This window comes from Mycolicibacterium fallax (genome assembly GCF_010726955.1).
Classification (GTDB): domain Bacteria; phylum Actinomycetota; class Actinomycetes; order Mycobacteriales; family Mycobacteriaceae; genus Mycobacterium; species Mycobacterium fallax.
The window spans coordinates 2,459,672-2,479,784 of sequence record NZ_AP022603.1 but is presented as its reverse complement, the minus strand read 5'-3'; the positions used below and the strand labels follow the sequence as shown (position 1 = coordinate 2,479,784).

At 71.0% G+C, this 20,113-nt stretch carries 17 protein-coding genes; 8 read left to right on the top strand and 9 right to left on the bottom strand.

Going from position 1 to position 20,113, the window contains the following annotated elements:
* Positions 1-4 precede the first annotated feature (4 nt).
* A complete protein-coding gene (locus tag G6N10_RS11875) occupies positions 5-736 on the top strand; it encodes a maleylpyruvate isomerase family mycothiol-dependent enzyme (RefSeq protein WP_085095888.1) in 732 nt (243 codons plus the stop codon).
* A gap of 18 nt (positions 737-754) precedes the next feature.
* Entirely contained in the window at positions 755-1,114 is a 360-nt protein-coding gene (locus G6N10_RS11870) for a nuclear transport factor 2 family protein (protein ID WP_085095891.1), read from the top strand.
* 79 nt (positions 1,115-1,193) lie between these two features.
* Here G6N10_RS11870 and G6N10_RS11865 read toward each other — a convergent pair whose 3' ends face one another.
* A complete protein-coding gene (locus G6N10_RS11865; protein WP_234810547.1) occupies positions 1,194-1,367 on the bottom strand; it encodes a DUF4190 domain-containing protein in 174 nt (57 codons plus the stop codon).
* Between the two features lie 96 nt (positions 1,368-1,463).
* On the opposite strand from G6N10_RS11865, the gene rfbA reads away from it, so the two are divergent.
* On the top strand, positions 1,464-2,327 hold the full coding sequence (rfbA, locus tag G6N10_RS11860; protein WP_085095897.1) for a glucose-1-phosphate thymidylyltransferase RfbA: 864 nt from the start codon (positions 1,464-1,466) through the stop codon (positions 2,325-2,327).
* Between the two features lie 6 nt (positions 2,328-2,333).
* Here rfbA and G6N10_RS11855 read toward each other — a convergent pair whose 3' ends face one another.
* Genes G6N10_RS11855 through G6N10_RS11840 form a run of 4 tightly spaced genes read right to left on the bottom strand, consistent with a single transcriptional unit; the run spans position 2,334 to position 5,756 of the window.
* The gene (locus G6N10_RS11855; RefSeq protein ID WP_085095900.1) at positions 2,334-2,846 is read right to left on the bottom strand and encodes a hypothetical protein; all 513 of its coding nucleotides are present in this window, start codon (positions 2,844-2,846) and stop codon (positions 2,334-2,336) included.
* On the bottom strand, positions 2,839-3,165 hold the full coding sequence (locus G6N10_RS11850; protein WP_085095903.1) for a type II toxin-antitoxin system RelB family anti-toxin: 327 nt from the start codon (positions 3,163-3,165) through the stop codon (positions 2,839-2,841). Before G6N10_RS11850 ends, G6N10_RS11855 begins: the two co-directional genes overlap by 8 nt.
* Positions 3,166-3,190: 25 nt before the next feature.
* Positions 3,191-4,441, bottom strand: coding sequence for a YibE/F family protein (locus G6N10_RS11845; protein WP_085095906.1), 1,251 nt, complete (start codon positions 4,439-4,441; stop codon positions 3,191-3,193).
* 19 nt (positions 4,442-4,460) lie between these two features.
* Positions 4,461-5,756, bottom strand: a complete 1,296-nt coding sequence (locus tag G6N10_RS11840) for a pyridoxal phosphate-dependent aminotransferase (protein ID WP_109750503.1) — start codon at positions 5,754-5,756, stop codon at positions 4,461-4,463.
* 133 nt (positions 5,757-5,889) lie between these two features.
* Here G6N10_RS11840 and G6N10_RS11835 point away from each other — a divergent pair, with 133 nt between their 5' ends.
* Positions 5,890-6,303: a hypothetical protein gene (locus G6N10_RS11835; protein ID WP_085095912.1), complete on the top strand. Its 414-nt coding sequence runs from the start codon at positions 5,890-5,892 to the stop codon at positions 6,301-6,303.
* Positions 6,304-6,513: 210 nt separating this feature from the next.
* On the opposite strand, the gene G6N10_RS11830 is transcribed toward G6N10_RS11835, so the two are convergent.
* The 3 genes from G6N10_RS11830 to G6N10_RS11820 all read right to left on the bottom strand — a co-directional run bounded on the left by G6N10_RS11830 (position 6,514) and on the right by G6N10_RS11820 (position 13,945).
* Positions 6,514-9,414 carry a (Fe-S)-binding protein gene (locus G6N10_RS11830; RefSeq protein WP_085095915.1) on the bottom strand — a complete coding sequence of 967 codons (2,901 nt, stop codon included), beginning with the start codon at positions 9,412-9,414 and terminating at the stop codon, positions 6,514-6,516.
* Between the two features lie 125 nt (positions 9,415-9,539).
* Positions 9,540-11,975 carry an isoniazid response ATPase/transcriptional regulator IniR gene (gene iniR, locus G6N10_RS11825; protein ID WP_085095917.1) on the bottom strand — a complete coding sequence of 812 codons (2,436 nt, stop codon included), beginning with the start codon at positions 11,973-11,975 and terminating at the stop codon, positions 9,540-9,542.
* Positions 11,972-13,945 (bottom strand): Hsp70 family protein, encoded by a 1,974-nt coding sequence (locus G6N10_RS11820; protein WP_085095919.1) that lies wholly within the window; start codon positions 13,943-13,945, stop codon positions 11,972-11,974. The genes iniR and G6N10_RS11820 overlap by 4 nt, the downstream gene beginning before the upstream one ends.
* A 194-nt stretch (positions 13,946-14,139) precedes the next feature.
* Between G6N10_RS11820 and G6N10_RS20180 the strand changes: the two genes are divergently transcribed.
* The 3 genes from G6N10_RS20180 to G6N10_RS11805 all read left to right on the top strand — a co-directional run bounded on the left by G6N10_RS20180 (position 14,140) and on the right by G6N10_RS11805 (position 18,064).
* On the top strand, positions 14,140-14,712 hold the full coding sequence (locus tag G6N10_RS20180) for an Rv0340 family IniB-related protein (RefSeq protein ID WP_085095921.1): 573 nt from the start codon (positions 14,140-14,142) through the stop codon (positions 14,710-14,712).
* A gap of 225 nt (positions 14,713-14,937) precedes the next feature.
* Positions 14,938-16,143 carry an IniB N-terminal domain-containing protein gene (locus G6N10_RS11810; RefSeq protein ID WP_085095924.1) on the top strand — a complete coding sequence of 402 codons (1,206 nt, stop codon included), beginning with the start codon at positions 14,938-14,940 and terminating at the stop codon, positions 16,141-16,143.
* Positions 16,144-16,243: 100 nt separating this feature from the next.
* Positions 16,244-18,064, top strand: a complete 1,821-nt coding sequence (locus G6N10_RS11805; RefSeq protein WP_085095926.1) for a dynamin-like GTPase family protein — start codon at positions 16,244-16,246, stop codon at positions 18,062-18,064.
* Positions 18,065-18,113: 49 nt separating this feature from the next.
* On the opposite strand, the gene G6N10_RS11800 is transcribed toward G6N10_RS11805, so the two are convergent.
* Entirely contained in the window at positions 18,114-18,590 is a 477-nt protein-coding gene (locus G6N10_RS11800; RefSeq protein WP_085095929.1) for a hypothetical protein, read from the bottom strand.
* Between the two features lie 41 nt (positions 18,591-18,631).
* Here G6N10_RS11800 and G6N10_RS11795 point away from each other — a divergent pair, with 41 nt between their 5' ends.
* Positions 18,632-20,113: a dynamin family protein gene (locus tag G6N10_RS11795; protein WP_085095932.1), complete on the top strand. Its 1,482-nt coding sequence runs from the start codon at positions 18,632-18,634 to the stop codon at positions 20,111-20,113.

Genomic DNA, 20,113 nt, shown 5'->3' with positions numbered 1-20,113 from the left:
GGCCGTGGATTTCGGCGCAGAGCTACTCGACCAGAACCGGGCCTTCGGTGCCGCGGTGGCCCGATGCGACCAGGACGCGCCGGTGCCGACCTGCCCGGGTTGGACCGTCAAGCAATTGTTCCGGCACGTCGGCCGCGGTAACCGCTGGGCGGCCCAAATGGTCGCCGAGCGCGCCACCGGGGCCGCCGACCCCGCCCAGGTACCCGACGGTCGCCCGCCGGCAGACCTCGACGGCGCGCTGGCCTGGCTCGACGACGGCGCCCGACTGCTCGTCGACAGTGTCGACCGGATCATCGCCGAGGACGGCACCGACGGATCGGTGTGGACGTTTCTGGGGCAGCGGCCCGCGGCCTGGTGGCTGCGCCGCCGGCTGCACGAGGTGCTGGTGCACCGCGTCGACGCCGCGTTCGCCGGCGGGCTGGACTTTGAGGTGCGTCCGGACTTGGCCGCGGACTGCATCGACGAGTGGCTGGACCTGACCAGCGCGCTGAATCCCGGGCTGCCGGGGCGGGTGCATCTGCACGCCGCAGAGGCCGACCTGGGGGATCTGGGGGAGTGGACGATCGCCGACGGCACCTGGACGCACGGGCACAGTTCCGGGGATGTGGCGCTGCGCGGGCCGGTGCGGGAGCTGATGCTGGTCACCACCCGTCGTCGCCCGCCCGTGGAGGCCGCGGTGGAGATCTTCGGCGACGAGGAACTGCTGGCGACCTGGCTCGACGGGATGAAGTTCTGAGGCGATAGATTTGCCGGTATGACTGTTTCGGAGATCGCGACCGTCCTGGCCTGGCACGACGCCCTCAACGCCGGGGATCTGGACACGTTGGTGCAGCTGTCCAGCGACGACATCAAGATCGGCGAGCCGGAGGGGGCGACGCAGGGCCTGGCCGCGATGCGCGACTGGGCCCAGCGCGCGCACCGAGAGGTCAGCGTCGGGCGGCTGTTTGTGCACGACGGCGCGGTGGTCGCCGAGGAGCTGCTGTCCGACGGCACGGTGCAGGCCAGCGGGTTCCGGGTGGTGCGCGACCAGGTGACCTCGGTGTTCCGGCACCGGAGCCTGGAGGAGGCGTTGGCCGCCACCGATATGACCGAGGCCGACCTGCGCGACGACTGACCCGCCCGGGCGCCGGGCGGTGACTCCGGGGCTCGGACACCGCGCCGTCAGGACACCGCGCAGTCAGGCCACCGCGGCGTCAGGAGATGGCGCCGTTGAGTACCGCAATCCAGACGATGGCGGCGACGATCCGGGTCACCAGCCCGACGCAGCCGAGCACCAGTCCGGCGACAGCGAAGGCCCGGCCGTCCTGGCCGGTCCGGTTGATCTCCGACAGCGCGATGTGCCCGAAGACGATGCCCAGTGGGGCCACCGTCAGCGCGGTGATAGCTGGCAGCGTTGACGGTAGCAGCCGCGAATCACCCGGACCGTCCGACGATCAGCCGGCTCGGCGGCATAGGCTGCAGGTATGCGCGGGATCATCCTGGCCGGCGGTTCGGGCACACGGCTGTACCCCATCACCATGGGCACCAGCAAGCAGTTGCTGCCGGTGTACGACAAGCCGCTGATCTATTACCCGCTGTCCACCCTGATGATGGCCGGCATCCGCGACATCCTGCTCATCACCACCAGCCAGGACGCGCAGGCGTTTCAGCGGCTGCTCGGCGACGGCTCCGAGCTGGGCATCGCGATCAGCTACGCCACCCAGGACAGTCCGGACGGGCTGGCGCAGGCGTTCGTCATCGGCGCCGACCACATCGGCAGCGACCGGGTGGCATTGGCGTTGGGCGACAACATCTTCTACGGACCCGGTCTTGGCAGCAGCCTGCGCCGATTCGCCGACGTCGACGGCGGCGCGATCTTCGCCTACCGGGTCGCCGACCCGAGCGCCTACGGGGTGGTCGAGTTCGACGCCGACGGCCGCGCGGTCTCGCTGGAGGAGAAGCCGCAGAACCCCAAGTCGCACTACGCCGTTCCCGGTCTGTACTTCTACGACAGCGACGTGGTGGAGATCGCCCGGTCGCTGCGTCCCTCCGCGCGAGGCGAATACGAGATCACCGAGGTCAACCAGGCCTACCTGCGTGCCGGGCGGCTGCACGTCGAGACCCTGGCCCGGGGCACCGCGTGGCTGGACACCGGAACCTTCGACTCACTGCTGGACGCCAGCGATTTCGTCCGCACCATCGAGCGGCGTCAGGGACTGAAGATCTCCATCCCCGAGGAGGTCGCCTGGCGGATGGGCTTCATCGACGACGAGCAGGTGGCCGCGCGCGGGGAGGCCCTGCGCAAATCTGGTTACGGCACTTACCTTTTGGGGCTGTTGGAGCAGTAGCCGATGTCAGTCGTCGTCGGTGTGCTGGTCGTGGCGTGACGCGAGCAGTTCGCGCAGTACCGGCAACACCCGCTGGTCTTTTGGTCGGTTGGCCGCCTGCTTGCTTCGAATGATGTCGGCGAGGGACGCGGTGGGAATCAAAAGGCCAAAGGCTGCGTGGTCGACGGAATCCTTGATGAGGTCGGCGTATCCCGTGGTCCCGCTGGGAGCCATTGATATATCCAGATCGCCGTAACAGGTGGTCAGGTTCCACATCCTGGCCGCGGCGAGCGAGGCTGCATCGGGATCAAAAGGCAAACCGTCATCGACGCCTTCCGTGCGGATCTTCGCTTTGAGTTCGTGCAGCGCATCGGACAGTCGCTTCAGATTGGCCGTCGAGGCCTCGGGGGTGATGTCGACGTCCTCAGTGGGAAACGGGGAACCGTAGGCGATGGCGGCGAAGCCGCCGATCAGCACAAAGCGGACGCCGCGGCGAAGAAGCACCTCGAGCAGGGGGCCAGGTTGCCAGGGCTCAGGCACTTCGACTCCTGGCGTTGCGGAACTGTCGCATTTGATCAGCGACCTGTGTGGCGCGCGTCCACCGTTGCTCGGCCGTGAGCTCGGCAAGCCGTGACGCCTGTGCGTAGTCAGAATCATCGCGTTCGACCAGCATGATGTCGAGATCGAGTCCGCACAGCCGGATGAGTCGTAGCACCTGATCGAAACTCGGTGCGGTGCGTCCGGACTCGACTCTCGCGAGGGCGCTCTGCGTCGTACCCGCCAACGCGGCCAGTTCGCGTTGGGTCAGGCCAGCGCGCTTGCGCGCTTCGCGGACCAAGTCGTTGCCAATCCCACGCATCCTTCGAGTATAGCAATTCTGCTATCTATGCCGCCTGGGCTTGGCGAGGGCGCTTCGGTGGGGTGGCCAGCGCGGCGGCGATCGCCGTCGTCAACGGCACCGACAGCGCCAGCGCGATGCCGCCGACCGCCGAGCGGGCGATCTCGATGGCGACCGCCTCCGAGGTCAATACGTCACCGAGGGACCGGTTGGCCACGCTGAACAGCAGCAGCAGCGGCAGCGAGGAACCCGCGTAGGCCAGCACCAGCGTGTACACCGTGGAGGCGATGTGATCGCGGCCCACCCGCATCGCGCCGACGAAAACCTCGCGCCGCGAGCCGGTTTCGGACGCCGCGGCGAGCTCAAAGGCCGTCGACGCCTGGGTGATGGTGACGTCGTTGAGCACGCCGAGCGACCCGATGATGAACCCGGCTAGCAGCAGCCCGGTGATCGACACGTGCCCCAGATACGCGGCGACCTCGTTGTTCTGGTCCTCCGAGAGTCCGGTCAGGTGCGCCAGTTCGATTGCCGCCCAGGACAGTCCGGCGGCCACCAGCAGTGAGGTCAGGGTGCCCAGCAGCGCGGCGCTGGTGCGCAGGCTGACCCCGTGCGCTAGGTAGATGACGGCGTAGAGGATGCCCGCCGAGGCGACCAGGGCCACCGGTACCGCAGGCGCCCCGTCGCGCAGCGCCGGCAGCAGGTAGACCACCAGCACCCCGAACGCCACGCCGATCCCGATCAGCGCTCGCAACCCGCGCCAGCGGGCCACCGCGACGATCACCACTGCGAACGTCAGCGCGAGCAGCGTGAGCGGCAGACCGCGTTCGTAGTCGTAGAACCCGTAGCCGGTGGCACCGGCCTCGTCGACCGCCCGGATCACCCGAACGTGCTCTCCGGCGGCGAGATTCGGCTGGCCCGGGCCCGGAGTGAACTCCAGCATGGTGGTCGCGCCGCGGTTTGGGCCGGAATCGATGGCGATCAACGCCTGCACGCAGTCCCCGGCGCCGGGCTGGCCGGCCTGCGCCGGGCCGCTGAGCACCCTGCCCGAGGACGGGCTGCCGCAATCGGCCATCGTGGTGGACACCACCCGGCCGGCCTCGGTGCTGACCGCGCCGCCGCTGGCATTCTGAAACGGCAGCGGAATATCAACCTGCTGCCCGCTGGGCCACAGCGCCACCGCCCCGACGGCGACCAGCGCGGCGATGGCCACCAGCAGGCCGACGACAATGCGGGCCGCCACCGGCCCCAACGGCGACGGGCCGGACAGTGAGTGCGAATGCGAGTGTGAGTGCGTCACCGGGTCGTTCGGCCCGGGCTCAGCGGCGGTAGCTGACCAGGAAGTTGCCCAGTCGCTCGATGGCGGCCTCCAGGTCCCGCGCCCACGGCAGGGTCACGACCCGCAGGTGATCGGGGCTGGGCCAGTTGAACCCGGTGCCCTGGGTGACCAGGATCTTCTCCTGCAGCAGCAGGTCGAGCACCAGCTGTTCGTCGTTGTCGACGTCGTAGACCTCCGGGTCCAGCCGCGGGAACGCGTACAGCGCGCCGCGCGGCTTGACGCAGGACACCCCGGGAATCTCGTTGAGGCTCTCCCAGGCCACGTCGCGCTGCTCCAGCAGCCGGCCGCCCGGCAGCACCAGTTCCTCGATGCTCTGGTGGCCGCCGAGCGCGACCTGAATCGCGTGCTGGGCAGGCACATTCGGGCACAGCCGCATGTTGGCCAGCAGGCTCAGGCCCTCGATGAAACTGGACGCGTACTCCTTCGGGCCGGTGATGACCAGCCAGCCGGACCGGTAGCCGGCCACCCGGTAGGCCTTGGACAGCCCGTTGAAGGTCAGCGTCAACACGTCCGGGGCGAGGGTGGCGATGCTGATGTGCTCGGCGTCGTCGTAGAGGATCTTGTCGTAGATCTCGTCGGCCAGAATCATCAGCTGGTGGCGGCGGGCCAGCTCCACCAGCTGGGTCAGCACCTCGCGGCTGTACACCGCGCCGGTCGGGTTGTTCGGGTTGATCACCACCAGCGCCTTGGTGCGGTCGGTGATCTTGGACTCCAGGTCGGCGATGTCGGGCTGCCAGCCCTGGGTCTCGTCGCACAGGTAGTGCACCGGGGTGCCGCCGGCCAGCGCCGTCGAGGCGGTCCACAGCGGGTAGTCCGGGGCCGGGATGAGCACCTCGTCGCCGTTGTCCAGCAGCGCCTGCAGGGTCATGGTGATCAGCTCGGACACCCCGTTGCCGAGGTATACGTCCTCGATGTCGAACTTCGGGAAGTCCTCGATCAGCTCGTACCGGGTGAACACCGCCCGTCGCGCGCTGACGATGCCCTTGGAATCGGAGTAGCCCTGCGCATACGGCAGCGCCTGGATCATGTCGCGCATGATCACGTCCGGCGCCTCGAATCCGAACGTGGCGGGGTTGCCGATGTTGAGCTTGAGGATCCGGTGTCCCTCAGCCTCCAGTCGCGCGGCGTGATCGTGGATCGGCCCACGGATCTCGTAGAGGACGTTCTGCAATTTGGTCGATTGCATGAACACCCGTTGCCGGTGATGCGGATTGCCCGAGGTCTGGCCGGGCAGCTGGTGAGTGGTCACGGGAATTATTCTCCCACGGTTGTCCACCGGGTTTTCCGGGCGCGGTGGGCTCGAGGAGTGCGGCGCGGTTCGGGTTCGGTTTGGTTGCGACCCGGACACAACATGGCGCATTCGCGCGTTGAGCTGGGAAGTTGCTGAATGTTGGCGGTACGTTCGCGCCGTGATCAATTCGCGGAAGTTCGGTGCGGGCGCGCTGCTGGCGTTCGCCGCGGTGCTGGGCAGCGCCGGCATCGCCCAGGCCGCGCCGCTGGCCGACGGGGTGTACGCCATGGACGGCGGCGACGGCATCAGCGAGGTGACGGTGTCCACCCAGTGCGGGGCCTACGGGTGCGTGCGGGTGGTGTCCAGCAACGTCGGCTGGGTCAGTCAGGCCACCGAGTCCGACGGACTGTGGTCCTTCCACTACAGCCGGCCCGACGGGCAGCTCTGCCCGGACCGCACCCTGGCCCCGGTGACCGTGCACTACACGGTCAACCCGGACACCATGAGCGGGGTGATGTCGGCCGACTCGAACGGCGACTGCCCGGGCGGCGTGATCAATCAGACACCGTTCAAGTTTCACAAGGTCCGCTGAGCCCGACCGGCCGGCCGTAGCCGGACGTACCGTTCGGAAGGCCTCTCGGGGTTTCAGTGCCACTCTGGCCACGGCGGTCACTTGCGCACCGATCGGTACGTTTGAATACGGCGGCCTCTGGGTGCTGGGGCGGTTGCGCCGACGCCGTCACCCCAGCCAACGAGAAAGGGGCGGGACCGTTTCCGGTCCCGCCCCTTCTCGTACTGCGCTTTAGCGCTTGGTGCCCGGTCGGCGGGCACCCGGGGCCATGCCCAGGCCCTTGACCGGAACGGCCGGGGTCGACGACTCGGCGGCGGGTGCCTCAGCCTCGGCGGCCGGGGCGGGCTCGGCCGCCGGTGCGGGAGCCGGAGCCGCCGCGGCCTTCTTGGCGCCGGGGCGACGCGCCCCGGTGGCCATCCCGAGTCCCTTGACCGGCACCGCGGGGGCCGCGGGTGCGGCCTCGGCGGCCGGAGCCTCAGCGGCCGCAGCAGCCGGCGCCTCGGCGGCGGGAGCTGCCGGAGCGGCCTTCTTGGCGCCCGGACGCTTGGCGCCACCGGCCATGCCCAGACCCTTCACCGGCGCCGCGGGTGCCGCGGGGGCGGCAGCCTCGGCGGCCGGGGCAGCCGCTGCAGCCGCGGGTGCGGCCTTCTTGGCACCGGGGCGCTTAGCGGCACCGGCCATGCCCAGGCCCTTGACCGGCGCGGCCGACTTGGCCTCGGCGGCGGGCTTGGCTTCGGCGGGCTTGGCTTCGGCGGGCGCGGCGGCGGCCTGAGCCGGCACCGGCTCCGGTTCCGGCGCGGGCTTCGGCTTGGCGGCCTCGCGGGCGGCCGCCTCCTCGGCGGCGGTGCCCTTGGCCGGCAGCGCGATGGCGTCCATGTCCAGTGAGGCCAGCAGCAGCTGGGCCACGTCGAGCACCTCGACCTTGTCCTCGGTCTCGCGTGCCGCGGCGACCTCGTCGACGCCGTCGGTGATCATCACCCGGCAGAACGGGCAGCCGGTGGCGATCTGCGCGGCCCCGGTGTCGATGGCCTCCTCGGTGCGGTCGGTGTTGACCCGCTTGCCGATGTGCTCTTCCATCCACATCCGGGCGCCACCGGCACCGCAGCAGAAGCCCCGCTCGCCGTGCCGCGGCATCTCGGTCAGCTGCGCGCCGGCCGCGCCGATCAGCTCACGCGGCGGCTCGTAGACCTTGTTGTGCCGGCCCAGGAAGCACGGATCGTGGTAGGTGACCTCCTGGGACACCGGCGACACCGGGATCAGCTTCTTGTCCCGAACCAGCTTGTTGAGCAGCTGGGTGTGGTGCAGCACGGTGTACTCGGCGCCCAGCTGCCGGTACTCGCGGCCGACGGTGTTGAAGCAGTGCGGGCAAGTGGTGACGATCTTGCGGTTGACCGCCTCGACGCCGTCGAACAGCTCGTTGAGGGTCTCCACGTTCTGGCCGGCGAGCTGCTGGAACAGGAACTCGTTGCCGGAGCGCCGGGCCGAGTCGCCGGTGCAGGTCTCGCCGGTGCCCAGCACCAGGAACTTCACCCCGGCGGCGGCCAGCAGTTCGGCGACGGCCTTGGTGGTCTTCTTGGCGCGGTCCTCATAGGCGCCCGCGCATCCCACCCAGAACAGGTACTCGAAACCGTCGAAGGACTCCACGTCCTGGCCGTAGACCGGCACGTCGAAGTCGACCTCGTCGATCCAGGTGGTGCGGTCCTTGGCGTTCTGGCCCCACGGGTTGCCCTTGGTCTCCAGGTTCTTGAACAGCACGCTCAGCTCGGAGGGGAACTCCGACTCGACCATGACCTGGTAGCGGCGCATATCCACGATGTGGTCGATGTGCTCGATGTCCACCGGGCACTGCTCGACGCAGGCGCCGCAGTTGGTGCAGCTCCACAGCACGTCGGGATCGATGACGCCGCCGGCCTCGGCGGTGCCGACCAGCGGGCGCAGCGCCTGGCCCGGGCCGGACCCGACGATCCGCTCAAAGCCGGATTCGGGCACGCCGTGGCCGTGCTCGAACTCGTCGTGGGCGAAGTCCACCGAGCCCTCGGCGGGCATCGGCTTGCCCTCGATGATGTACGGGGCCTTGGCGAACAGGTGGTCGCGCAGGTCCATGATCAGCAGCTTCGGCGACAGCGGCTTGCCGGTGTTCCAGGCCGGACACTGCGACTGGCATCGCCCGCACTCGGTGCAGGTGGCCATGTCGAGGTTGCCCTTCCAGGTGAAGTCCTCGATCTTGCCGCGGCCGAACACCGCATCCTCGGCGGGATCTTCGAAGTCGATCAGCTCGCCCTTGTACTCCATCGGCAGCAGCGGGCCCAGGCCGTTGGGCAGCCGCTTGAAGGTGACGTTGACCGGGGCCAGGCCGATGTGCAGGTGCTTGGAGTGCAGCACGATCAGCAGGAAGGCCAGCATGACGCCCAGGTGTGCCAGCAGTGCGATGGTCTCCAGCCAGACGTTGGCGGTGTGGCCGAGCGGGTGCAGCAGCCCCGCCATCCAGTGCGAGAAGAACGCTCCGGACTGGTAGGGGAAGTCCTCTTCCAGGACGTTGGCGGCGGCACCGCGGAACACCGCGTAGGTCGCGATGACGAAGAAGATCATGATCAGGATCTCCCAGGCGCCACCGTTGTGCGAACCGTAGAAGCGCGACTCGCGGCCCAGCTTCTTCGGATCGCGGATGATGCGGATGATCCCGAAGACGATGATGCCGGCCAGCACGGCGACGGCGAAGAAGTCCTGCAGGAAGCCCAGCGCCGGCCAGCGCCCGACGAACGGGAGGTGGAAGGTGGGGGTGAACAGCACGCCGAAGGCTTCCAGGTACACCGTCGCCAGGACGAAGAAGCCCCACATGGTGAAGAAGTGCGCGAGGCCGGGGATCGACCACTTCAGCAGCTTGGACTGGGCGAAGACTTCCTTGTTCTGGTTCAGGAAGCGTTGGAGCAGGTGGTCCTTGCGGCCGCGCTCGTCGCCGACCTTCTGGCCGGAGCTGATCAGCCGGGTCAGCCACAGCACCCGTTTGGCGGCGAAGGCGACCACGATGACCGTGGCGATCGCGATGATGATCCCTCGCCACAGGAACAGGGTGTGTTCGAGATCCACAGAAACGCCTCCGTATCGCGAGTTACTGGCTAGTAACTTGAGCATAGTTACCCGTGGGTAACATGGCTTCGTTCAGCTCATACTGACATTTTGCCGATTCTTACCGCTACCGAGGCTTGCCTAAGTTCGGTGGAGATGTGGTGCGGATCTCGACCGCCGGCCGCACCGCGTCAGGCGGTCGGCGCGAGCATCGCCCGCAACATGGACATCATTTCGGTCCGCGATCCGGCTCCGATCCGGCGCCGAATCCGGGCGACGTGATGCTCGACGGTCTTGGCCGAGATGAACAGTTGCGCGCCGATGTCGCGGTAGGGCAGGCCGAGCAACAGCAACTCGGCGACCTCCCGCTCGCGCTCCGACAGTGCCGCCCCACGTGATGATGCCGACCCACGTAATGATGCCGACCCACGTAATGATGCCGACCCACGTGCCGCCGCCCCAGGTGCCGCGACCCCCCGCGGCGCCGCAGCGACGGCCGGGGCGGGCGCGGGCCCGTCGGCGGCGGCCTCCGGCGGCGCCTCGGGCGGCCCGGCGGCCAGCTTCAGGTCGCGGGCCAGCGCCAGCATCAGCGCCGAGACCCGCGAGTCGGCGGTCTGCAGGGCGGCCTGCCCGGTCAGCCGGGTGGCATCCCAGGTCAACCCGAACCGGGCCAGCCCGCGGGCCGCGCCGGCCACCTCGTCGGGATCGACCTGGTTGGCCAGCACCCGCAGCCAGGCCCGGCCGCCGGTGGCCAGCACCCGGGCGTAGTCGCTGTGACCGGCCGCGGCGGTCAGCGCCGCCCCGTGCGGGGCCATCGCCTCCGGGGCATTGGCCAGGATCGCCGCGTGCACCCCCGCCCAGTGCAACGGCAGCGACCAGCACGGCGGGTCACCGAACCCGGCGAGCAGGGCAAACGCGCTGCTGAGCGGGTGAGCCAACCGGTCGAGCTGGCGCATCCGCGCGGCGGCCACCCACAGTTCGCCCAGCGGCAGCAGGGAGAACAGGTCCACCGAGTACTCGGCGAGCACCTCCATCGCCGCGTACCAGTGCCGGTGCAGCGCCCCGGTGTCACCGGCGCGCCGGGCGATGCCGGTCTGCAGTGCCGCCGACCACAGCGCGTCGCGGGCGTGCAGACCGGCCTGCGGCACCGTCGCAGCGGCGGCCGTAGCGCCGGTCAGCTGCCCGTCGGACATCAGCGTCCAGGCGTGCAGCAGCACATGTCGGTGGGTGAACAGGGTCTGCGCCGGGCGTCCGGCGTCCTCGCGCAGCGCCCGGCCGAGCACGCTGCGGACCCGCACCGGATCCCCGGTGTGCAGGGCGGTCAGCGCCACCAGCGCCGCGGCGTCGTCGGGCATCGCCACCGCGGGCGCAGGACCGAGGGACTGGCCGAGCCGGGCGACGGCTGATCCGGGGTCGGCGCCGGGGGCGACGGTGCCCAGCAGGCCCTCGGCCAGGTTGCGGGCGGCGCGGGCCGCGGTGGTCGGCGGGCCGGCGGCCGGGCGGGCCACCGCGGCGCGGGCGGCGGCCGGCTCCCCGGCGGCGATCGCCACGATCGCCGCCGCCGCACCGGTGGCCGGGTCGGCATCCGCGTCGTCGTCGTGTGCGCCGGCCAGCCAGCCGAACAGCTCGGCGGCCTGCGCGGTGTTGCCGTCGTGGCAGGCGACGCTGGCCGCGATGCGCACGGCGGCGGCCCGCACCGTCGGGTCTGGGGCGGACAGCAGGCCGTCGGCCACCCGGGCGGCCGACGGACAGTCGGCGGCCAGCGCCAGCGCGTCGGCGAACCGCAGCGAATCCGCCGGCGTCCCGGTGCCCGCGGCCAGCGCGGCGCGATACAACCGGGCCGCCGCGGCCGGGTCGGCGGCGTCGGCGGCGGCGGCCAGCCGGTCGGCCAGCCGCGGGTCGTCGATGCCGTGCTCGGCCAGCGTCAGCGCCAGCCGGACGCCCAGGGTGTCGGCGGCCAGCTGGGAGTCCAGCAGTGCGGCCTCGATCTCACGGTGCCGTACCGCGCCGACGGCCCGGGCCACCGCCTCATGGGCGAGCGCGCGCGCCGGGCCGCCCGCGCCGGGCTCCAGCAGGCCGGTGGCGTGGCCGCGATCGACCAGGTCGCGAGCGACTTCCGCGGGAACTCCCAGCGCGGCGGCGACGTCGGCGGGCCCCAGCGCGTCGTCGAGGCTCAGCACGGCCAGGGTGTCCAGCAGCGGCTCGTCGAGCCCGCGCAGCCGCGCGGCGAGCCGAGCCGGATCGACCTCGGGGTGCGCGGTCAACCGCAGTACCGCGCGCTCCCGGCCGAGTGTCTCCAGCAGCTCGCGCAGCGCCGCGCGGTGCCGCAGCGGCTGGGTCGCCACCACCACGGTGGCCGCTGGATCGGCGGCGATCGCGGTCAGCGCGGCCAGCTCGGCGTCGGACAGCGCGTCGGCGTCGTCGATCACGAAGGCCGCCCCGTCGGCCGGGCCGGGCAGGGTCCGCACCGTCAGCCCGACGGCGCGCAGGGTGTCGCGCGCGGCGGCGGCCGCCACGCTCTTGCCGCTGTCGAGCCCGCCGCTGATCGCCAGCTTCAGCGGCGTCTCCGGCACCTGCTCCAGCGCGCGGAGCAGGTCGGCGGGCAGCCCGGCCGGCGGAGTGGTCACGGCTCGGCGGGCTCGTCGACTGCGGGGGCCTCCTGGGTCAGCGTCGGCTGCTGCGTCGGCGGCTGGGTGGTCGGTGGCGGAGCCTGGGTGGTGGTGGGCGGAGCCTGGGTGGTGGTCGGCGGAGCCTCGGTCGTCGTCGGTGGGGCGCTGGTGGGCTGCGTGGTGGTGGGCTGGGTCGTGGTGGGTTGGGTGGTGGTCGGCTGCGTCGTGGTGGTGGTCGGCGCGGTGGTGGTCGTGCCGGTGGTCGACTCGGTGGTGGTGGTCGTCGCCGAGGACTCCTCGGTGGTGCTCGACTCGGTGGTGGTGGTCGGGGCGGTGGTGGTCGGCGGCGGCACCATCGAGCTGGTGACCTCACCGTTGTCCCCGGTGTAGGTCACCGTCGCGCTTTGCGACGGCGGCAGTGCGGTGGTGATCACCTCTCCGTTGGGCAGCGTGATCGTTGTGGTGACCGGGGTGGAGTCGGCGTCACTGCTGGACAGCGTGACGGCCAGCCCGCCGGCGGAGGCCAGCGCGGCCACCGCGGCGATGCCGAACAGCAGCGGCGGGCGGCGGTACCAGGGCAGCGGGGTGGCCGCCGCGTCGTACTGCTCGGTTTCGGCGTCGAACTCCACCGGCGGGCGGGCCGCGGTCGCGCCCTGCGGCGGCGCCGCGTACTCCGGGCCGGTGTAGGGCACCGGTTCGGCACCCGTGGCACCCTCGGACCAGGCCAGCCCGCGGGAGGTGGCGTCGGGGGAGCCCTCGCCGCCGGGATCGCCGTGGGTGGCCCACGACGCCGGCGCCATGCCGGTCGCATCGCCGGCCGCCGGCGCCAGCCCGGTCGGGGCGTTGGGGTCGTCGGCGGCCGGGGCCAGCCCGGTCGGGGCGTCGGGGGCGGCGCCCGCAGCGCCCGCGGCCATCGCCAGCCCGGTCGGGGCCATCCCGGTCATGGCGTCGGCCGACGGACCGCGCTCGGCCAGCAGGCGTACCCCGGTGGCCGCGGCGGCACCGGGGTCGGCCACCGTGACGACCGGGACCCGCAGTTGCTGCGACAGCCGCTCGGTGAACAGCGGGATGGCCGCACCGCCGCCCACCGTGGCCACCGCGGACAGGTTCGCGGCCGGGATCCGATTGCGTTCCAGCAGGTCGCCGACGGTGTCGAGGACGGCGCCCAGCGGGCCGGCCAGCAGCGATTCCAGCTCGGCGCGGGTCAGCCGCACGTCGGTGGAGGTACCGCCCTGCTCGACCGGGATGACCGCGACGGTGTCGGCGGACAGCTGCTCCTTGGCGCGCCGGCATTCGTTGCGCAACCGGCCCAGCACGCCGACGGCCGCGGTCCCGGCCGGGTCGGCGCCGCCGGCGGAGGTCAGACCCGCCAGCACATGATTGAGGATCGCCTGGTCGATCAGTTCGCCGGAGAGTTCCGTCGAGCGCACCGGCGCGCCGATCGGGCGCAGCCCGGCTCCGGCGTCGACCAGCGCGACGGTCGTCCCGGTGCCGCCGAAGTCGAGCAGCGCCAGCACACCTCGGGTGGGCAGGCCGGGATCGGCGGCCAGCGCGGTCAGCGCGGCGGTGGTGTCGGGGATCAGCTCGGGGGCGGCCCCCTCGGAGGACAGTTCGGGGCGGGCGCGCACCGCCGCACGCAGCGCGTCGACGGCGGCCGGACCCCAGTGCGCGGGCACGGTGATCGCCAGCCGCTGCGGGCCGGCGGCCCCCGCGGCACGGGCCAGCGCCGCCAGCGCCTCGGCCGCCAGCAGTTCGGCGCGGTGCGAGGAGCCGTCGGGCGCGACGATCGGCACCGGGTCGCCGACCCGATCGGCAAACCCCCACAGCACCAGCCCGGACTCGGTGAGGTCCGGGTTCTCGCCGGGCAGTCCGACCTCGGCGGGCCGGTGCGGGAACACCGTCAGCACCGAGCGGCGGCGGACCGGCGGTTGCCCGGCCCGCACGGCCACCATGTTGGTCGCCCCGATCGACAGGCCCAGCGAGTCCATGCGCACCTCATCCGCTCGTTTGTGTGCCCGCCACATTACTTCCGCCCCCTAGCCGCGACAATCCCCTAATAGGCAATCCCCTAAGGGAGATTTGGCAGGCTGGGGGTGTGACCCGATCCGTCCCGCCGGTGCGGCCGCCTAACATGGCACAGCGAGGCCCACGGTGGGCCCGGAAACTCGGAAGGCGGGGCGTCATGGCAAATGAACTCCTGGACTTCGTGATGGGCCTGGTGCGGGATCCGGCCGCGGCGGCCAGCTACGCCGCCGACCCCGCCAGGGCCATCGCCGACGCCCACCTGACCGGGGTGACCAGCGTCGACGTCGACAACCTGATCCCGATGGTGTCGGACTCGGTGTCGATGTCCACCCCCGGGTTCGGTCCCACCACGCCGTCGCTGGACGGTCCGGCCGGCGCCGTGCTGGACAACGTGAACCTGGACAACGTGTGGTCCTCGGGCGCCGCGCACGCCGCCTTCGAGGCCTTCGATGCCGGCGCACCGAACCTGCCCGGCGGCCTGGACCTGCCGGTTGTGCACGATCCGGCGGCCGCGGTCATCCAGGCTGGATCGACGATCGGGGAGCTGGCGGCGGTCCCGGACCTCGTCGCTCCCGCCGCCGAGGTGTTCGCCCCGCTCGATCCGGTGCTGCCGGATCTGCCGGTCGAGCAGCATCTCGACCCGACGTTCCCGGTGTCCGACTGGATCCACCGGGCCGAGGACGTCCAGCACGTCGACCCGCAGCACCCGGGGTTCGACTTCCTGGTCTGAAACCTGTCCCCAGACCGCCCGGCAGCCGATCGCGCTGCCGGGCGGTTTTTCGTTTCCGGCAAACACCCCTAGCCGCCCCCTAATCCCCTAACGTTGGGGGGTGAAACACCCCTAGGGGTTTGGCTTTGACGACGGGAAACAACCCCGTTTCCGGGGGCTTGCGGCGGCCATAACGTGTATTTCAGATCGCCGGGCAGTCCGGCGGATAACGCGAAAGGCACCGAGATGTTGAACATCATCGACTGGCTCCTGAACCTCTTCAACAACGACGCCGCGGCCCGCGCCTTCGTGCTGGCGCCCGATCAGTCGCTGCGTGATGCCGGCCTGTCCGGGGTTTCCCCGGCCCAGCTGACCGCGGTCGCCAGCACCGCGATGCCGGAACTGATGCTCGCCAGCGCCAGCGACCCGGTCGGCGGCCTGCAGCGCGCGGTGGCCAACCACTACGGCTACAACGACTACACCCCGTACTCCAGCAACTACGCCCCCGGCTACGAGTACTCGCCGAACGTGGCCTCCCCGAGCCTGCTGTCGCCGAGCTGGGCGCCGCAGAACACTTTCACCCCGCAGACCGATCTGGCCTCGCACAACCAGACCGACCTGGCCAGCCACAACCAGACGCCGATCATGAGCCCCAATCAGGGCGGCGCCGGCGCCAACGCCCAGCAGGGCGGGTTCAACCTGGGCTTCGGTGACATCACCCTCGGCGACAAGACCTCCAACACCGCCAGCGGCAACGGCGTGGTGGTCGGCGGCGAGAACGACGGCGACATCGTCAGCGGCGACGGCGCGGTGCTGGGCAACAACAACGACGTCTCCAACGGCGACACCATCGCCGGGGCGGGCGCCAGCGTCGCCCAGGGCCACGGCGTCGTGCACACCACCGGCAACACCACCAGCACCGGCAGCGGCTCGGTGATCCGCGACAACGATGCCCCGGTGTTCCAGGACGTCGACGCCAGCGGCGGCAACGGCGGCGGCGCGGCCGGCGGACACGGCGGCGGGCTGCTCGGCGTCGGCATCGGCAACAGCAGCTCCGGCGGCAACGCGGGCGGCGGTGGCATCACCGTGGTCAGCAAGGACACCGGCAACACCACCAGCTCCAGCACCCACACGGTCTCGGAGACCACCACCTCCTCGGTGATCGACGACAACTCGTCGTCGGGCAACACGGTGATCGACCACTCGCTGAACCCGACCCACACCAGCACGGTGACCAGCACCACCACCGAGCACACCCTGGTCGACAACAGTGGCAATCACTCGCTGCTGGGCAACAGCGGCGGCTCCAACTCGCTGTTCGGCGGCGACCAGTCGCTGTTCGGCAACACCGGTGGGTCCCAGTCGCTGTTCGGCGGCGACCAGTCGGTGGCCGGCGGTGAGCACGTGGCGGTCGGCGCCCCGGCCGAGCACCACAGCCCGTTCGGCTTCTGAGCCGGCGGCCGAACCCCCCGACGCGGCGTGGCGGGGACCTGTACGGGTCCCCGCCACGTTCGCGTCCTACCGTGTGTGAGAACCCAGGAGGACGAAGACCGTGACCCAACCGGAGGACCCGCGCCGGGTGAAGGTGATCGTCGAACTGATCGACCACAGCACCCGGATCGCCGAGCTCTACGACCGCGGCGACCTGTGCGCCCGGCTGGCGGCGGCCCGGCAGCGGATCACCGATCCGCAGCTGCGCGTGGTGATCGCCGGCCAGCTCAAGCAGGGCAAGAGCCAACTGCTCAACTCGCTGCTGAACCTGCCGGTCGCCCGGGTCGGCGACGACGAGACCACCGCGCTGATCACCGTCGTCGGCTATGCCGACACCCCGTCGGCCCGGCTGGTGGTCGCCCCCGCCCCCGGCGGCAGCGAACCGGAGTTCATCGACATCCCGGTCGAGGACATCCGGGCGGACCTGCGCCGCGCCCCGGCGGCCCGCGGCCGGGAGGTGCTGCGGGTGGAGGTCGGCGCCCCCAGCCCGCTGCTGCGCGGCGGCCTGACCTTCATCGACACCCCGGGCGTCGGCGGGCACGGCCAGCCGCACCTGTCGGCGACGCTGGGTCTGCTGCCCGATGCCGACGCCATGCTGATGATCAGCGACACCAGTCAGGAGTTCACCGAACCCGAGCTGCGGTTCATCCGGCAGGCCCATGACATCTGCCCGGTCGGCGCGATCGTCGCCACCAAGACCGACCTGTACCCGCACTGGCGGGCGATCGTCGCCGCCAACGCCGCGCACCTGCAGCGGGCCCGGCTCGATCTGGCGTTGATCCCGGTGTCGTCGCTGCTGCGCAGCCACGCGGTGACCAGCAACGACGCCGAACTCAACGAGGAGTCCAACTTCCCGGCCCTGGTGAAGTTCCTGTCCGAGCGAGTGCTGACCCGGGAGACCGATCGGGTCCGCGATCAGGTGCTCGACGAGATCGCCGCCGCCGCCGAGCATCTGACCCTGGCGGTGCGCGCCGAGTTGGACGCCATCAACGACCCCGACGACGTCCGCCGGCTCACCGACGACCTGGAACGCCGCAAGCAGGAGGCCGCCGACGCGCTGGCCAACACCGCGCTGTGGCAGCAGGTGCTCAATGACGGCATCGCGGACCTGACCGGCGACGTCGACCACGACCTGCGGGCCCGGTTCCGGTCGATCGTCAACCACCTCGAATCGGTGGTCGACGGCTGCGATCCCACCCTGCACTGGGCCGAGATCGGCACCGAGGCCGAAAACGCCATCGCCACCGCGGTCGGCGACAACTTCGTCTGGGCGTTCCAGCGGGCCGAGGCGCTGGCCGCCGAGGTGGCCCGCACCTTCCTGTCCAACGGGATGGACGCCGTCGACCTGCCCGAGGTCAGCGCCGCGCAGATGGGCGCCGCGTTCGGTGGGCTGCGCGGCATCGCCCGGCTGGAGTCCAAGCCGATCGGCCTCGGGCACAAGGCGGTGACCAGCATGCGCGGCTCCTACGGCGGCGTGCTGATGTTCGGCATGCTGACCACGGTCGCCGGGCTGGGCATGTTCAACCCGCTGTCGCTGGGGGCGGGGCTGCTGCTGGGCCGCAAGGCCTACCGGGAGGACATGGACGCCCGGATGCTGCGGGTGCGCGGCGAGGCCAAGACCAACCTGCGGCGATTCGCCGACGACGTGTCCTTCGTGGTCGGCAAGGAATCCCGGGACCGGCTCAAGACGATCCAGCGCCAGCTGCGCGACCACTACCGGGAGATCGCCAACCGGGCGACCCGGTCACTGAACGAGTCGCTGCAGGCCACCCTGGCCGCGGCCCGGCTGCAGGAGAGCGACCGGGTCGGCCGGGTGACCGAGCTGCAGCGTCAGGACAACATCCTGACGCAGGTCACCGACAATGTGAACAAGCTGCGCTGAGGCGGGCGAACAAGCTGCGCTGAGGCGGGTGAGCAAGCCGCGCTGACACTCAGGGCGCCGGGTACACAGTTCGGGTCTCGTTGAACCGCGGCCGGTTGCGCGTGGTGGTGGTTTCCTCGGCGTCGTAGTCCTGCTCGTCGGTGGTCGTCACCGGTCCGGACGACGACGTGGTGGTCGTCGTCTCGGCGCCGGTTCCGGTGGTCGTCTCGGTCGTGGTCTCGTCGGGGTCCTCGGACTCGGAGGTCTCCGAGGTCTCCGAGGGCAGCGGCTCGCCGGGGATCTCCGAGGTCGACAGCGGCACACTGGTGGTGTACGTCGTGGTCGACGAGGACGGGGTCAGGATCGAGGTCTCGGTTTCCGACGGGTACGACGCGGTCACCCGCGGTGTGGTCGGCGTCGGGTTCTCCCACTCGCCGGACATCCGCACCACCATGGCGAACAGCGTCACGACCAGGACCAGCCCCAGGCCGCCGGCGGCGAAGATGGCCGTCTGTGTCCGGTACCAGGGTTCCTCGTCGTCGGTCACGTGCGCCGATCCTAGTCGGCTCGCCGTAAACTGGGGCGCCGATGAGTACCAGCGATCAGGTGCGGGCCATCCTGGCCGCGACAATCCGCGCCTACCAGGGCGAACCCGGCTATCGGGGACGCGCCGACGTCTTCGAACAGCTCAACCGGATTGGCCGCCAACTCAACGAGCCGATCCGGATCGCGCTGGCCGGCAGCCTCAAGGCCGGCAAGTCGACGCTGGTCAACGCGCTGGTGGGGGAGAACATCGCCCCGACCGACGCCACCGAGGCCACCCGCATCGTCACCTGGTTCCGGCACGGGCCGACGCCGAAGGTCACCGCCGTCGATCACCGGGGCCGGCGCAGCAACGTCCCGATCGTCCGGGCCGACGGGCTGACCTTCGACTTCGCCGACCTCGACGCGCGCGCGGTGTCCTTCCTGGACGTCGCGTGGCCGGCCACCGAGCTGATCGGTGCCACCATCATCGACACCCCCGGCACCTCGTCGCTGTCCCGCGACGTCTCCGAGCGGACCCTGCGACTGCTGGTGCCCGACGACGGGGTGCCCCGGGTGGACGCCGTGGTGTTCCTGCTGCGCACCCTCAACGCCGCCGACATCGCGCTGCTGGCGCAGATCGGCGAGCTGGTCGGCGGCTCGGCAGGCGCGCTTGGGGTGATCGGTGTGGCGTCGCGGGCCGACGAGATCGGCGCCGGGCGCATCGACGCGATGCTGTCCGCCCGTGAGGTCGCCGGCCGGTTCACCGCGGAGATGGAGAAGACCGGCATCTGTCAGGCCGTCGTTCCGGTCTCGGGTCTGTTGGCGCTGACCGCGCGCACCCTGCGGCAGGGTGAGTTCATCGCGCTGGAGAAGCTCGCCGGGATGGACCCCGCGGAGCTGAACAAGGTCATGCTGTCGGTGGATCGCTTTGTCCGCGAAGATGATTCGATCCCGGTTGACGCCCCGACCCGGGCGGCGCTGCTGGACCGGTTCGGCATGTTCGGCATCCGGATCTCCATCACGCTGCTGCGTTCGGGGATCACCGACTCGGTGGCGCTGGCCGACGAGCTGCTCGAACGCAGCGGCCTGGTGGCGTTGCGCGACGTGATCGACCAGCAGTTCGCCCAGCGTTCCGAGCTGCTCAAGGCGCACACCGCGCTGCTGGCGTTGCGACGGCTGGTGTCGGACAATCCGATTCGCGCCACCCCGTACGTGATCGCCGACATCGATCCGCTGCTGGCCGATTCGCACGCCTTCGAGGAGCTGCGACTGCTGAGTCAATTGCGTTCCCGGCCAACCACGTTGACCGAGGACGAGGTGGCCTCGCTGCGCCGCATCATCGGCGGTTCGGGAACCGACGCGGCCAGCCGGCTGGGTCTGACCGCCGAGCAGCCCTACGACGGTCCGCGTGCGGCGTTCGCCGCCGCGCAGCGCTGGCGGCGCCGGGCCGAGCATCCGCTCAATGATCCGTTCACCACCCGGGCCTGCCGGGCCGCGGTGCGCAGCGCCGAGGCGATGGTCGCCGGCTACGCCAACCGGCGCTGA

What these genes read in the sequence shown, in the direction of transcription:
- G6N10_RS11870 (WP_085095891.1), top strand. Translation starts at nt 755, where the DNA reads ATGACTGTTTCGGAGATCGCGACCGTCCTGGCCTGGCACGACGCCCTC.
- rfbA (WP_085095897.1), top strand. Translation starts at nt 1,464, where the DNA reads ATGCGCGGGATCATCCTGGCCGGCGGTTCGGGCACACGGCTGTACCCC.
- G6N10_RS11850 (WP_085095903.1), bottom strand. Translation starts at nt 3,165, where the DNA reads ATGCGTGGGATTGGCAACGACTTGGTCCGCGAAGCGCGCAAGCGCGCT.
- G6N10_RS11830 (WP_085095915.1), bottom strand. Translation starts at nt 9,414, where the DNA reads ATGCTCAAGTTACTAGCCAGTAACTCGCGATACGGAGGCGTTTCTGTG.
- G6N10_RS11820 (WP_085095919.1), bottom strand. Translation starts at nt 13,945, where the DNA reads ATGGACTCGCTGGGCCTGTCGATCGGGGCGACCAACATGGTGGCCGTG.
- G6N10_RS20180 (WP_085095921.1), top strand. Translation starts at nt 14,140, where the DNA reads ATGGCAAATGAACTCCTGGACTTCGTGATGGGCCTGGTGCGGGATCCG.
- G6N10_RS11810 (WP_085095924.1), top strand. Translation starts at nt 14,938, where the DNA reads ATGTTGAACATCATCGACTGGCTCCTGAACCTCTTCAACAACGACGCC.
- G6N10_RS11795 (WP_085095932.1), top strand. Translation starts at nt 18,632, where the DNA reads ATGAGTACCAGCGATCAGGTGCGGGCCATCCTGGCCGCGACAATCCGC.